Annotated in this window: 15 protein-coding genes; all 15 read left to right on the forward strand. The window is 63.0% G+C overall.

Annotated elements, in window-relative coordinates; translation table 11 throughout:
* Positions 1–14: 14 nt before the first annotated feature.
* The 15 genes from fliF to flhA all read left to right on the forward strand — a co-directional run bounded on the left by fliF (position 15) and on the right by flhA (position 14,290).
* Positions 15–1,676, forward strand: coding sequence for a flagellar basal-body MS-ring/collar protein FliF (fliF, locus tag F462_RS12195; RefSeq protein ID WP_038054580.1), 1,662 nt, complete (start codon positions 15–17; stop codon positions 1,674–1,676).
* Positions 1,666–2,676 (forward strand): flagellar motor switch protein FliG, encoded by a 1,011-nt coding sequence (gene fliG / locus F462_RS12200; RefSeq protein WP_038054986.1) that lies wholly within the window; start codon positions 1,666–1,668, stop codon positions 2,674–2,676. Before fliF ends, fliG begins: the two co-directional genes overlap by 11 nt.
* Complete coding sequence (locus F462_RS12205) at positions 2,673–3,386, forward strand: FliH/SctL family protein (RefSeq protein WP_038054581.1); 714 nt, start codon at positions 2,673–2,675, stop codon at positions 3,384–3,386. Before fliG ends, F462_RS12205 begins: the two co-directional genes overlap by 4 nt.
* Positions 3,383–4,762 (forward strand): FliI/YscN family ATPase, encoded by a 1,380-nt coding sequence (locus F462_RS12210; protein ID WP_038054583.1) that lies wholly within the window; start codon positions 3,383–3,385, stop codon positions 4,760–4,762. The genes F462_RS12205 and F462_RS12210 overlap by 4 nt, the downstream gene beginning before the upstream one ends.
* On the forward strand, positions 4,759–5,232 hold the full coding sequence (gene fliJ, locus F462_RS12215) for a flagellar export protein FliJ (RefSeq protein WP_038054585.1): 474 nt from the start codon (positions 4,759–4,761) through the stop codon (positions 5,230–5,232). Before F462_RS12210 ends, fliJ begins: the two co-directional genes overlap by 4 nt.
* 65 nt (positions 5,233–5,297) lie before the next feature.
* A complete protein-coding gene (locus tag F462_RS12220) occupies positions 5,298–6,392 on the forward strand; it encodes a flagellar hook-length control protein FliK (protein ID WP_038054988.1) in 1,095 nt (364 codons plus the stop codon).
* A 295-nt stretch (positions 6,393–6,687) separates the two neighbouring features.
* Positions 6,688–7,182, forward strand: a complete 495-nt coding sequence (gene fliL / locus F462_RS12225; RefSeq protein WP_038054588.1) for a flagellar basal body-associated FliL family protein — start codon at positions 6,688–6,690, stop codon at positions 7,180–7,182.
* 10 nt (positions 7,183–7,192) lie between these two features.
* On the forward strand, positions 7,193–8,167 hold the full coding sequence (gene fliM, locus F462_RS12230) for a flagellar motor switch protein FliM (RefSeq protein ID WP_038054590.1): 975 nt from the start codon (positions 7,193–7,195) through the stop codon (positions 8,165–8,167).
* A gap of 11 nt (positions 8,168–8,178) precedes the next feature.
* Entirely contained in the window at positions 8,179–8,784 is a 606-nt protein-coding gene (gene fliN / locus F462_RS12235; RefSeq protein WP_038054591.1) for a flagellar motor switch protein FliN, read from the forward strand.
* 2 nt (positions 8,785–8,786) lie between these two features.
* The gene (gene fliO, locus F462_RS12240; RefSeq protein WP_038054593.1) at positions 8,787–9,230 is read left to right on the forward strand and encodes a flagellar biosynthetic protein FliO; all 444 of its coding nucleotides are present in this window, start codon (positions 8,787–8,789) and stop codon (positions 9,228–9,230) included.
* Positions 9,230–9,982, forward strand: a complete 753-nt coding sequence (gene fliP / locus F462_RS12245; protein ID WP_018140447.1) for a flagellar type III secretion system pore protein FliP — start codon at positions 9,230–9,232, stop codon at positions 9,980–9,982. The genes fliO and fliP overlap by 1 nt, the downstream gene beginning before the upstream one ends.
* Before the next feature lie 9 nt (positions 9,983–9,991).
* Positions 9,992–10,261 (forward strand): flagellar biosynthesis protein FliQ, encoded by a 270-nt coding sequence (gene fliQ / locus F462_RS12250; RefSeq protein WP_018140446.1) that lies wholly within the window; start codon positions 9,992–9,994, stop codon positions 10,259–10,261.
* Entirely contained in the window at positions 10,262–11,035 is a 774-nt protein-coding gene (fliR, locus tag F462_RS12255) for a flagellar biosynthetic protein FliR (RefSeq protein ID WP_038054595.1), read from the forward strand.
* Between the two features lies 1 nt (position 11,036).
* Positions 11,037–12,188 carry a flagellar biosynthesis protein FlhB gene (gene flhB, locus F462_RS12260; RefSeq protein WP_038054597.1) on the forward strand — a complete coding sequence of 384 codons (1,152 nt, stop codon included), beginning with the start codon at positions 11,037–11,039 and terminating at the stop codon, positions 12,186–12,188.
* Complete coding sequence (gene flhA, locus F462_RS12265) at positions 12,188–14,290, forward strand: flagellar biosynthesis protein FlhA (protein ID WP_038054599.1); 2,103 nt, start codon at positions 12,188–12,190, stop codon at positions 14,288–14,290. Before flhB ends, flhA begins: the two co-directional genes overlap by 1 nt.
* Positions 14,291–14,332: the final 42 nt, after the last annotated feature.

The following is a 14,332-nucleotide window of genomic DNA, read 5'->3' on the forward strand; positions in this document are numbered from 1 at the left end:
GGAGAGTACGGACGATGGCCGAGAATGCACAATCCCTGCCCGCGGTGGTAACGGGCGGGATCAAGGAATTCAACGGGATGCCCGCGGGCCGTCAATTGGCGTTGATGGGCATGGTGGCCGGCGCCATCGTTGTGATTGTTGCGTTGCTCTATTGGGCGTTGCGCCCGACCTATGTGCCGCTGTTCCCGCGCATGGACGCCGAAGATGCGGCGGAGGTGGTGCAGGTCCTTACGCAGGCCGGGATTCAGTATCAAGTCGATACCACCACCGGGCAGGTCAAGGTCCCGCAGGGCGACGTGGCCAATGCCCGGCTGCAGCTTGCCGGTGAGGGGCTGCCGCGCTCCGGCGACATGGGGTTCGAGTTGCTGCAAGAAGACACCGGGATTGGCACCAGCCGAATGATCGAAGGCGCGCGTCACCATCGAGCGATGGAGGGCGAATTGGCGCGTACCGTGGCTTCGCTGGATGCGGTCGACCGGGCGCGCGTGCACATCGCCGAGGGTGAACAGTCCGTGTTCGTGCGTGATCGACGCCCGGCGAGTGCGTCAGTGGTGGTGCACTTGCGCGGCAACCGTTCCCTCAGCGAGTCGCAGGTGGGGGCCATCGTGCATCTGGTCGCTTCCAGTACTTCCGACCTGGACCCGGACCGCGTCACCGTCGTGGATCAGCGTGGGACCCTGCTGACAGAGGATGGTGCCGCCGCCGGCATGGGCGGGAGTGGGGATCGCCTGGGCTTCACTCGTGATGTGGAGAGCCGCTACACCGACCGTGTCCGCGATCTGCTGGTTCCGATCGTGGGACGTGACAAGGTGCGAGTGCAGGTAAATGCCGATATCGACTTCTCGAGCGTCGAGCGTACCGAAGAGCTCTATGACCCCGAGACGATCGCACTGCGGTCCGAACAGTCCCGCGAAGAAGAGCGAACGGGTGCTGATGGGGGTGCCGGTGGGGTGCCCGGTGCCTTGACCAATCAGCCGCCGGATGGCGGGGTCATTGGGGCAGAGGGCGAGGAAGGCGTGGCCCAGCCCGCCCCGTTGCCCGGCAGCCGCAGTACCAACGTGACGCGCAATTACGAAGTGGATCGTCGCATCAATCACATCCGCGAGATGCCGGGTGGTGTGCAACGGGTTTCCACCGCCGTGGTCGTGGACTTCCGCCAGGAGGTGAACGAAGACGGCGAGACCGTGCAGGTGCCCCGGGATGCGGAGGAATTGGAGCGGATCGAGGCGCTAGTCCGCGAGGCCGTTGGCTTCAACGCCGCGCGGGGGGATACGATCAATGTGGTGACCGCCCCGTTCGAGGCCGTGGACGAGGAGCTTCCGGCTGAGGAAATCGCGTTCTGGGAGCAACCCTGGTTCCTTGAGGTGGTCAAAATCGTCGCGGCCCTGCTACTGGCGCTACTGATCTTGCTAACCGTGGTGCGCCCGGCGATGAAACAGTTGATGAAGCGTCCGCCGCCGCGTCGGGAAGAGCAGGAGGCGTTGACTGATGAATCCGGCGAGGCAGGTATGGGGCTCGGCCAAGGTAGCGAGGGTTCCGCGGTAGCGGCCCTGACGGGTCCGAAGGGTCCGGATCAACAGGAGATGGATCTGGAGGCGGTGCGCGAGATGGTCCGCGAGGATCCGAAGCGGGTGGCTCAGGTGATGAAGACGTGGTTGGGTGATGATGGCCGCTGAAAAAAACTCCAAGCTGGAAGGCGCCGAGCGCGCCGCCGTGTTCATGATGAGCCTCGGCGAAGATGCAGCCGCTGAAGTTATGCGTCACATGGGACCGAAGGAGGTGCAGAAGATCGGCACCGCGATGGCCTCCATGGATCGCATCTCGCGTAGTGACGTGAACGCCGCCTTGCACGAATTTTCCACCCATGTGCAGGAGCAGACGGCGCTGGGAGTGGGTGCGGACGACTATGTCCGCAGCGTGATGGAGAGCGCCTTGGGCGACAAGGCTTCGGGCCTGATTGACCGGATTCTGCTAGGGCGCAATTCCAAGGGGATCGAGGCACTGAAGTGGCTGGATCCGCGTGCCATCGCGGACATGCTGCGCAATGAACACCCCCAGATCGTCGCCATTGTGTTGTCCCATCTCGATTCGGATCAGGCGTCGGATACCCTGAAGTATCTGCCATCCCGCGTGCAGTCCGACATCGTCATGCGTATTGCCACCATGGACGGCGTACAGCCGCAGGCCCTGCAGGAACTCGACGACATCCTGGACCGCCAGCTGTCCGGGAATGCGGCGAGCAAGACTTCCCTGTTGGGTGGGGTGCGCTCGGCGGCCAGCATCATGAACCTGATGGAAGGCTCACGCGAAGCGGAGATCATGGAAGCCATCAAGGAGTCGGATTCCGACCTCGGTTCGAAGATCGAAGAAGAGATGTTCATCTTCGAGAACCTGGTGGAGATTGACGACCGTGGCATCCAGACCCTGATGCGCGAGATCCAGACCGAATCGCTGGTCCTGGCGATGAAGGGTGCGGACGACGACCTCAAGGACAAGATCTTCCGCAACATGTCCAAGCGTGCGGGCGAGATGCTGCGAGAGGACCTTGAGGCCAAGGGGCCGGTACGTGTGAGCGAAGTTGAGGCCGCGCAGAAGGAGATCCTGACGGTCGCCCGGCGTCTGTCCGAAAGCGGCGACATTGTGCTGGGCGGTGGTGGTAGCGAGGCCATGCTGTGACCGACGGCCCCGCGGCCCGGTTGTACACCGACGCGTCGGCGTCGCTCTGGGAGCCCCCGGAGATCGGCGACGATGGTGTGCATCCTCCGCGGCGGCTTCCCACGGCCTCCGAGATCGAGTCGATCGAAGAAGAGGCCCGTAAGAATGGTTTCGAGAGTGGTTATGCCGAAGGGCATGAACTGGGCCAGCGGGAGGCTGAAAAGGCCGCGCGCGCCCGAGAGGAAAAGAAACTGCGGGCGACGGTGGCCGAGCTGGAGGCCGTCGCGGGAGGCTTGGCCGATCCGCTGGCAGACGGGGTGGATGCCCTGGAGCCCGAGTTGCTGGCCCTGGTGACGGCGCTGGCGCGCAAGGTGGTTCAGAGCGAACTGGAGGCACGTCCGGAGCAGATCAAGACGGTGCTCCAGGGGGCGTTGGCCCAGCTTCCGGGTCGTAACCAGGAGGTTCGGGTTCACTTGCACCCTGAGGACCAAGCACTGGTCGAGGCCTACGGCGAACGTTCAGACGTGCGTATCACCTGGGTTCCAGACCCCGCGCTGGCACGCGGCGGGTGTCGGGTCGAGGCGGGTGCAGCCACGGTTGATGCCAGCCTGGAGCGACGCCTGCAGCATGCGGTGGAGGCGTTGTGGAACGGTGACTATCCCGACGAGGTTTCGCCGGCGCCAGTCGACCCGGCACAGGCGGATGATCGCTCGCCCCGGGAGGATTTGTGAGCACCCCAATCGACGAGGTCCGCCGCAAGGGGCGGGAACGACTAGGCAGCGGCCTCCTGGATCGGCTGCAGCAGTCGCGCGGGCGCGTGGAGCGGGTCAATTTGCCGCAGGCAGAGGGGCATCTGTCCCGCCTTACGGGGCTGACCCTGGAGGCCGAAGGCCTGCGGCTTCCGATTGGCGGGCGCGCCCTGATCCACGGTGAGACCGGCCCGCCGGTGCCGGCGGAGGTGGTGGGGTTCCAGAACGATCGTACCTTCCTGATGCCGGAAGAGCTGGCCGCGGGTTTGACCCCGGGTTCGCGAATCGAACCGCTGGATAATCAGCGCCAGATTCCGGTGGGCGACGGCCTGTTAGGGCGGGTGATCGACGCCAACGGCGAGCCGCTGGATGGGAAGGGGCCGATTCGGACCCATCAATTCGGGGGGTTGGCCGGTCGGCCGATCAACCCGCTGCTGCGGGCCCCGGTGCGCGAGCCACTCGATGTGGGGATCCGGGCCATCAACGGCTTGTTGTCCGTGGGGCGTGGCCAGCGTCTGGGCCTGTTCGCGGGCTCGGGGGTCGGCAAGAGTGTGTTGCTGGGGATGATGACCCGAAACACGACCGCGGATGTGATCGTGGTGGGGCTGATTGGTGAACGTGGGCGAGAAGTAAACGAGTTTATCCACGAGATCCTCGATGAGGAGTCACGGACCCGGACCGTGGTGGTGGCGGTGCCGGCCGACCAGTCGCCGCTGCTGCGCCAGCATGGCGCGTGGGTGGCCACTGCGGTCGCGGAGCATTTCCGTGATCAGGGGCTGCATGTACTGCTGCTGATGGATTCTCTGACCCGCTTTGCTCAGGGGGCCCGCGAGATCGCCATGGCGATTGGCGAGCCACCAGCCTCCAAGGGCTACGCGGCGTCGGTGTTTGCGCGGTTGCCGCAGTTGGTCGAGCGCGCGGGCAATGGCGACGTCGGGGGTGGCTCGATTACGGCCTTCTACACCGTGCTGGCCGAGGGGGACGACCAGAATGATCCGATCGTGGATGCAGCGCGGGCCATCCTCGACGGCCATGTAGTGCTTTCCCGCGAGATCGCGGAGACCGGACGGTATCCTGCGATTGATGTCGGCGCGTCCGTGTCGCGCGTGATGTCGTCTCTGATTGGACCGGAGCACGAACGTGCGGCGCGACGCTTCCGTGACCTGGCCGCCACCTTTATGCGTAATCGCGACCTGATTGCGGTGGGCGCTTATCGCAAGGGGGCGGATCCGCACCTGGACGAGGCGGTGGCGATGCACGAGCGCCTGGAGGCGTACTTGGGGCAGGGGCGTGACGAGGCGGTCGGTTTTGATCGCGCCCGCGATGACCTGTTGGCTCTGGTGGGTGGTGGCGCGTGAATTCAAAGCGGCTGGAGCGCTTGTTGCGGTTGCGTCGGATCGAGGAGAGCGAGGCGACGCGGCAGCTGGGCGAGCGGTTGCAACAACTCGACGGGATCGCGGACCAGCGCGATCGGCTTGAGAGCTATCAGCACGAGTACCTGCAGGCGACGTTGCCCGATGATGCCAATGCCCTGAAATGGCTGGCCGGGATGCGTGATCAGTTGCGTACGGCTCTGGAACAGCAGGATCTGCGGATTCAGGCCGCGGAGTCACAGGTAGAGACCGCCCGCCAGGCATGGCTGGAGCGACACCGCAACTGCCTTTCGCTGGAAAAGCTGGTGGAACGGCGGCGGGCCGAGGCTGCGCAGACCGATGCGCGTCGTCAACAGACCGAACAGGACATGTGGGCGACGCGTCAGGCTCATGCCCGCGAGGGCGCGGCCGGAGGCAGTCAGAAGTCGGAAAGTACAGATTGGCAGAGTTCTTGAATGGGCCTTGAGTATCGAATGAGGCGAGCACGCGGGGAATGCCCCGACACGAAGAGGATCTGAACATGATCGCGACACAAAACGCCAGCCAAGGGATGCTGCCACTGCTGCAACTGTTGGGCGGTGGATCGCTGCAGGACCTGGATGGCCTGAAGGGCCTGGAAGGCGGCTTGCCGGGCTTGAAGGGTGAGGGTGGCGAAAGCTTCCTGGCGGTGCTTGAACCGCAGATGGAGGCCTTGTTGGCGAATCTTGGAGTCCCAGCGGACGAGCTTGAAGGGATGGACCTGGAGGCGATGCTCTCGCGCTTGCAGGATCTGCTAGACGGGCAGGAGTTCGCCTACCAGGGAGAGGCCGATGGCAAGGGCTTGCCGCTCGCCGGTTTGATGGCGGCAGTATCGGATTCCGGCTCGAATGCCTCCAGACGGAGCGAAACGACTCCGGTAACGGGCCGTTCGGGTGGCGAGGCGCAGGCGCTTCCGGTCAAGCCGTTGCCGGCGGCCGTGATGCGTCTCTTTATCGAAGCCAGCCAGGCCTCAGGGGGCGGGGTCAATCTGAAACCTGACGCGGTGGGCGCACCTGTGGGCCTGACTCGCGAGAACGTGCTGGATGTGCTGACCCAATGGATGACGCAGGGCGGTGATGATGCCCGGCGTTCCCGAACGGATACGGTGCAGGGTGTGTTGCCGGCTCTGGCCGGGCAATCCGAGGCGAGTGAGTCGGCGCGAGCGCTGCCACGCTTGGATTTGACCCGTTTGTTGCAGCAGCCGAACGGTGCGCGGGAGCTGGCCGATCAGGTCCGGATGCTCGCGCAGGCTCAGGGTGGACGTACCGAGCTCAAGCTGCACCCCCCACAGCTGGGGAGCCTGGATGTGCGCGTGCTGGTGGATGGTGATCGCACCAGCATCCAGTTCATCAGTGCCAATCCAGTGACCCGCGAAGTTCTCGAAGCCGCCATGCCCCGCTTGCGCGATAGTCTGGCGGAGAGCGGGCTGACGCTCGAGGATGCAACCGTGTCCGATCAGCCGGCTGAAGAACATGCCGAGCAGGATGCGCAGCAGGCGGCGGCCGATGCCGAGGCGGAGATCATGGATGAGGCCAACGATGACGACGAAGGCAGCACGCTTTCGATGCTGAACCGTCGCCTGGACCTGTTTGCCTGAACAGCCGGCCCGCGTCTCCTAGCGGTGGTCCTGGGCCCTTTTCTACCTTGATGTACAGAGTCCCTCTGGACGTTCTGGCCGGCCCTTCTGATGGGCGCCAAGATCCCGTCTTTCGGTGTGCTGTGACGGCCGATTCTTGACGTTATCCGGCCTCCAGGGGCGCGGCCGCGCCCTCTTCAATATCTCCTTTGTGTCATAACCGTCGGATAGTTCGAAGAAAATCGAACTCTGGCATCCACCTTGCTATGGTCCTGATCAAGAGCGAATTCTTGGTTTATCGGACGGTGGATGTGAAATGGCAGAGAAGGAAGTCAATCTCGATGACGGTGGAGACGGCGCCCCGAAGAAGGGTGGCATGGGCAAACTGATTGTCCTGCTGCTGGTTGCCGTTCTATTGATCGGCGGGGCTGCGGGAGCGGCCTGGTTCTTCCTCGCCGGAGACGGCAATGACGAGCAAGTCGAAACTGGCCCGCCGGAACGCTTCTACACCAGCCTGGAGCCGATGACTGTGAACATCGAGGCCCCAGGCCGGATTCGCTACCTGCGGGTCGAGTTGAGCTTGGTGACGCACAACGCGGGCGTCACCGAGGCGCTCGAGCGACATATGCCGGCGATCCGCAACGACGTTCTCGGCATCCTGGGCGAGCAGCGCTATGAAGACCTGAACACACGGTCGGGCAAGGAGACGCTTGCGGAGGAGCTGAATGAGGCGATCCGTGGAATTCTGAGCTCGCGGGATGCCCCGAACGCGGTCGAGGCCGTGTTGTTCAACGAACTGGTGATGCAGTAGGAGCCTCGTCATGGCACAGACGGATATCCTCAGCCAGGACGAGATCGATGCCCTCCTGCACGGTGTAGATGAGGGTGAGGTCGAGGTCGAAGACCCGTATCCCAGAGATGGGCAGGCGCGGGAGTTCAATTTCGCGACCCAGGATCGGATCGTCCGTGGACGCATGCCCACGCTGGAGATGATCAACGAGCGCTTTGCGCGTCATCTCCGGGTCCGTCTGTTCAACGTGTTGCGGCGGTCCGCCGAGATCTCGGTGGTGGGCACCCGGATCACCAAATTTTCCGAGTACATGCATTCGCTGTTCGTGCCTACCAGCCTGAACCTGGTGCGCGCGCATCCGCTGCATGGCACGGGGCTGTTCGTGTTCGATCCCAAGCTGGTTTTCATCCTGGTCGACAACTTCTTTGGCGGGGACGGGCGTTACTACACCCGTATCGAGGGGCGTGATTTCACGCCGATGGAGATGAAGGTCGTACACGGGGTGCTTCAGGGTGCCTTCGAGGACATGCAGAAGGCCTGGCAGCCGGTGATGGAGCTCCGGTTTGAGTTCCTGAACTCCGAGGTGAATCCCCAGTTCGCCAATATCGTCTCTCCCACCGAGATCGTGGTGATCAGTGAATTTCACATCGAGCTCGACGGTGGGGGCGGCAACCTGCACGTAACCCTGCCGTACTCGATGATCGAGCCGATACGCGAGCAGCTGGATACCGGTATCCAGTCCGATCGTTCCGATGTGGATCAGCGCTGGATGCACGCCTTGCAGGAGGAGATTCAGACCGCCGAGGTCGAGATCAGCTCCATGCTCGCCGAGACCGAGGTCACGGTACGTGAACTGCTGGATATCCAGCCCGGCGACATTATCCCGGTCGATCTCCCCGACACGATCACCTTGCAAGTCGAAGACATCCCGATGTTCCGTGGGAAGTTCGGCGTATCCAATGGCATGAATGCGCTCCAGGTTTCGGAACGCATTATCAAACGATAGAGGGCCGCAACATGGCAGACACCGACGATCCCAAACAGGACACCCCAACCCCGGATGAAGAGGCCACGGAAAACGAGGCCACGGATTCGACGGAAGGTGGCTCCGATGACCAAGCCCTGGCCGATGAATGGGCGGCGGCCCTGGCTCAACAGAAGGACGACGAAGGCGCCGCCGACCCGGACGCCCTGTTGAACGAGGCACAGGGTGGCAGCAGTGCCGACGCGGTGGCAGAGGAGACCCCGAAGGCCGAGAAAGCAGAGAAGGTCGAGAAGAGAGAGCGCAAGCACAAGCCTGACGAAAGCGCCGAGGCTTTGCAGCCCGAACAGCTGTCGGGGGTCGTCCAGGGCGACGGCGAAGAGATGAATCTGGAGATGGTGCTGGACGTGCCGGTCACCATCTCCATGGAGATCGGCCGTACCCGAATCCCGATCCGCAACCTCCTGCAGTTGAATCAGGGTTCGGTGGTGGAGCTGGACCGGTTAGCCGGTGAGCCGTTGGACGTACTGGTGAACGGCACGCTCATCGCCCATGGCGAGGTGGTGGTGGTCAACGAAAAGTTTGGTATCCGCCTGACCGACGTGATTAGCCCCAGCGAGCGGATCCGCAAGCTTAAATAGCCATGAATCAACGTTATACGCGCATATCGGCCACCATTTTGGCGGCCGTCACGGGGAGTCTCTGGCCACTCAACGCCCTTGCCGACAGTGGCAGTGGTGGTGCGGCGGGCTATCTGGCCCAACTGATTGGCGGGTTGGTGCTCGTGATTGGGGCCATCGTGGTGTTGGGGTGGGTCCTTCGTCGAACACAGGGTGGCTTGAACCGGGGATCGCAGGCGATCGAGATCGTAGCGGCACGCTCGGTGGGGACCCGTGAGCGTCTAGTGCTCGTTCAGGTCGGGAATGAGCAGGTCCTGGTCGGCGTGGCGCCCTCCGGGATTCGCACCCTGCACACAATGAACGAGCCGGTGACGGCGGCGGTGGGTGAGACCCCGGATTTCTCCAGCGCACTCAAGCGCGCCGTGAGCCGCCGTAGCACGCCCGCCAGCGAACGGGGAAATCCGTGATGTCGCGGGTTATGCGAATCGCAATGGCCTTGGGTCTGTTGGCCTTGCCGGGCCTGGCGGGTGCTCAGGTCGCACAGGGCATCGAGGCCCTGACCGTGACCACCAACGGGGATGGTGGCGAGACCTACTCGGTCACGCTGCAGATCATCCTGCTGATGACGCTGCTGACCCTGCTGCCGTCGATCCTGATCATGATGACCGCGTTTACCCGTATCCTGGTGGTGCTGGCGATTCTGCGTCAGGGCCTGGGGACGACTCAGACCCCATCCAACCAGATCCTGATTGGCCTGGCGTTCTTCCTGACCTTGTTCGTGATGGCACCGGTGTTCGACGAGATCTACGAGACTGCGTTCGTGCCCTATGTGAACGAGGAGATGGGTACGGAAGAGGTGCTGGAGGCGGGCGTGCAGCCCCTGCGCGAGTTCATGCTGGCGCACACGCGCGAAAGCGATATCGCGATGTTCGCCGAGATCAACGGGATCGACGGCTTCGAGGAAGCCGAGGACATCCCCTTGAGCCTGTTGGTACCCGCGTTCATCACCAGCGAGCTGAAGACCGCCTTCCAGATCGGCTTTTTGATCCTGATTCCCTTTCTGATCATTGATCTGGTGGTCGCATCCGTCCTGATGTCGATGGGGATGGTCATGCTGTCACCGCTGATCATCTCGCTGCCGTTCAAGGTGATGTTGTTTGTTCTGGTCGATGGCTGGGCCCTGATGATGAACACCCTCGCCACCAGTTTCTTTGTTTAGGAGATTCAGATGACACCCGAACTGGTTGTCGATGTGGGGCGCGAGACCCTGACTATCGTGGTGCTGTTGGCGGCGCCACCGCTGCTAACCGCCTTGGCTGTGGGCCTGGCGATCGGCATGTTGCAGGCGGCGACCCAAGTGCAGGAAATGACGCTGTCGTTCATCCCGAAGCTATTGGCGATGTTCGCGGCCCTGCTGATCAGTGGCCACTGGATGCTGGCGTTGCTGATTGACTACACCGAGCGGCTCTACGAGGGCGCGCCGGGGATGGTGGGCTAAGTGACCCTGGCGGCCGAACAGCTGGTGCTGTGGGTGGGGGCGGTCCTGTGGCCGTTCGCACGCATTGGCGCCATGTTGGTGGCCATGCCGATTTTTGGCGCCGATACCGTGAATGCCCGTGTGCGCATGGGCCTGGCGCTGCTCCTGTCGATTTTCGTCGCGATGCAGGGTCCGGTACTGCCGGACATCGACCCGCTTAGCCTGGAGGGGGTCGTCGTTACCCTGCATCAGATCGCGATTGGCGTGTTCATGGGTTTCATCCTGCAGATGGTGTTCTCGGCCGTGACCCAGGCGGGCGAGGTGATCGCACTGGGCATGGGTCTTGGTTTTGCGTCCATCGTGGATCCAGCCCAGGGGGTGCAAGTCCCGGTGGTGTCGACCATCTTCGTAATCTTCTCGACCTTGCTGTTCCTGGCCATGAATGGGCATCTGATTGCGCTCGAGCTAATGCTAACCAGCTTCGAGACCATGCCCATTGCGCCGACGGGTCTGAATGCCGAGGCGTTCCATGCGTTGGCGGCGTTCGGCTCCATGATGTTTGTCGGCGCGGTACTGGTCGCCTTGCCGGCGGTCGCGTCGCTGTTGTTGGTGAATATCTCCATGGGGGTCATCACCCGCGCGTCGCCGCAGCTCAACATCTTCGCGGTGGGCTTCCCGATGATGATCCTGATGGGTTTTGTGCTGCTGATGTTCACCTTACCCGGCCTGCCGGAGCGCTTCGGGGAGTTGATGTTCGAAGGCTTCCACCTGATGCAGACGCGGATGGGTTTCTGAGATGGCCGAGAACGAGAGCGGACAAGAAAAAAGTGAAGAGCCGACTCCGAAACGCCTGCGCGAGGCGAAGGAGAAGGGGCAGGTGCCGCGCTCGCGTGAGCTCAGTACGTTCCTGGTGCTGATGGCGGCTGGGAGCTTCATGTTGATGTTCGGTCCGCACATGGGCGCGCAGCTCGCGGATCAGACGGGCAACCGCTTCGATATCGAACGCGAGATGGTGTACGACTCCTCCTTGCTGTTGCCGTACTTGGCGGAGGAGATCTTTCGCACGCTGCGCATGCTGTTCCCGTTGTTTGGCGTGCTCGTTGTCGCCGCGATGCTGGCGCCGATCGTAATTGGTGGGGCCAATTTTTCGTGGAAGGCCGCGGCTCCCAAGGCCTCTAAGCTGAATCCGCTGAAGGGCCTCAAGCGCATCTTCTCTTGGCAGGGCTTGATGGAGTTCGGCAAGACCTTTGCCAAGTTCGTATTGATCTCCAGCGTGGCGGTGGCGGTGCTGGCCACGTTCTCGGACCGACTGCTCATGCTTGGATACGAGCCGCTCCATCAGGGGATTGCGCATGCCGCGCAGTTGGTCCTGGGAACGTTCATCGCGGTCTCGGCGGCGTTGATCTTGGTGGCGGCGATCGATGCCCCGTTCCAGATGTGGAACCACCAAAAGCAGCTGCGCATGACTCGCCAGGAGGTCAAGGACGAATACAAGGAGACGGACGGCAAGCCCGAGGTCAAGCAGAAAGTGCGTCAGTTGCAGCAGGAGATGGCGCAGCGCCGGATGATGGAGGAGGTGCCCAAGGCCGACGTCGTGATCACCAACCCGACTCACTATGCGGTGGCGATTGTCTACGAGGCTTCGCGCATGGCGGCGCCGAAGGTCGTGGCCAAGGGCGCGGATGAAGTGGCGGCCTCGATCCGCGCTGTGGCTGATGAGCACGCGATCATCCGTGTCGAGGCCCCGCGCGTGGCACGCGCCATCTATTTCACCACCGATCTGAATCAGGAGATCCCGAACGGGCTGTTTGTGGCGGTGGCGCGCATTCTCGCTTACGTCTACCAGCTCAAGCGCGCCGACGCGGATGCCGAAATGCCGGGTGACCTGCCGGTACCCGAGGACTACCTGGATCCTGACAAGCAACGCGGTAATCGGAGGAATCGCTAATGGCCTTCTTCGACCGCCTCGGGAACGTGGGCAAATGGGGGCTGGGCGCGCCGATCCTGTTGGTCGCGATGCTCTCGATGATGGTACTGCCATTGCCGCCGTTGGCATTGGACGTACTGTTCACCTTCAACATCGCGTTGTCGCTGGTCGTGATCATGGTGGCGGTGTATACACCGCGACCGCTTGAATTTGCCGTATTCCCAACCGTTCTGCTGGTCGCCACTCTGCTGCGTCTGGCGCTGAACATCGCATCCACGCGCGTGATCCTGCTGGAGGGGCATACCGGAACCGACGCCGCCGGCAAGGTGATTCAGGCCTTTGGTGATTTCGTGGTCGGTGGGAACTACACCGTCGGCCTGGTGGTGTTTGCGATCCTGATTATTATTAACTTCGTTGTCGTTACGAAGGGGGCTGGGCGCGTGTCCGAGGTCAGCGCCCGCTTCACGCTGGATTCCATGCCTGGCAAGCAGATGGCGATCGATGCCGATCTGAATGCCGGCATCCTCAGCCAGGAAGAGGCGCGCAAGCGCCGCGAAGAGATCGCCAGCGAGGCGGATTTCTACGGCTCGATGGACGGTGCCTCCAAGTTCGTTCGCGGGGATGCGATCGCGGGCATCCTGATCCTGTTCGTCAACATCATCGGTGGCTTGACCATTGGTGCGGTGCAGCACGGGATGTCGCTTGGCGACGCCGCCACCAACTACGTGCTGTTGACCATTGGCGATGGCCTGGTCGCGCAGATCCCCTCGCTGGTCCTGTCGTCGGCCACCGCCATCATCGTGACCCGCGTGACCAGCAGCCAGGACATGGGCCAGCAGGTCTACGGCCAGATGTTCTCCAACCCGCGCGTGTTGTATGTCGCGGGTGCCGTGATTGCCGCACTGGGCGTCGTACCGGGGATGCCGAATGCGGTGTTTCTGGGTCTGGCCGCGCTGATCTTTGGTTGGGCCTACCTGCTCAGGCGGCAGAGCCGCCAGGCCGAGGTGGAGGTTGAACGCATCGCACCGGAGTCCGAGTCTGCAACCCGCTCGGAGGATCGCGATCTGACCTGGGAAGACGTGCCGCCGGTGGATCTGGTGTCCCTGGAGGTCGGCTACCGCTTGATTCCGCTGGTGGATCGCACCCAGGACGGACAGCTGATGGGCCGCATCAAGGGGGTTCGGCGCAAGTTGTCGCAGGAACTGGGTTTCCTGCTGCAGCCGGTGCATATCCGCGACAACCTCGAACTGAGCCCCAATGCCTATCGCATCAGTCTGCTCGGAGTCACCGTGGCCGAGGCCGAGGTGTTCCCCGATCGCGAGTTGGCGATCAATCCGGGCGAGGTCTTTGGAACGGTGCCGGGTACGCCCACCAAGGATCCGACCTTCAACCTGGACGCCCTGTGGATCGATCCGGCGGATCGGGACCAGGCCCAGGGGGCGGGCTATACCGTGGTGGATTGTTCGACCGTGATTGCCACGCACCTGTCGCAGGTGTTCCGCGAGAACGCTCACCGCCTCATCGGCCACGAAGAGGCTCAGCATTTGCTGGACCAGCTGGCCCGGCATTCTCCGAAGCTGGTGGAGAACCTCGTTCCCAAGACTCTGTCGCTGTCGATCGTGCTGAAGGTATTGCAGAACCTGCTGGCCGAGCAGGTCTCGATTCGCGATCTGCGAACGATCGCCGAAACCCTGGCAGACGAGGGCGTGAAGAGTCAGGATCCCGGCGCTTTGACTGCCGCCGTGCGCGTCGCATTGTCGCGTTCGATCGTCCAGGACCTTGTAGGACCGGAGGATGAGCTGCCATTGATCGCACTGGACCCCTCGCTGGAACAGCTCTTGCATAAGTCCCTGCAAGGCAGCTCGGGCGGGACGGTTGGATTGGAGCCCGGACTGGCGGAACGGTTGCAGCGTTCGGTGGCCGATGCGGCCCGTCGTCAGGAAATGGCCGGACAAGCGGCGATCCTGGTGGTGGCACCGGAGATCCGGTCCTGGATTGCCGGGTGGCTGCGCGGCGCGGTTCGTAGCCTGACGGTGCTGGCCTTCACCGAGATCCCGGACAACCGTCGGATTCGAGTGGTGGCCACCGTGGGTCAGGAAGAATCACAGAAACAGCCGGCCTGAAGGTAAGCGCCTGAGAACGGGTGCCGAAGAACGAGCAAAAGG

Origin of the sequence: Thioalkalivibrio sp. ALJ1, assembly GCF_000745395.1 — a bacterium.
GTDB lineage: Bacteria > Pseudomonadota > Gammaproteobacteria > Ectothiorhodospirales > Ectothiorhodospiraceae > Thioalkalivibrio.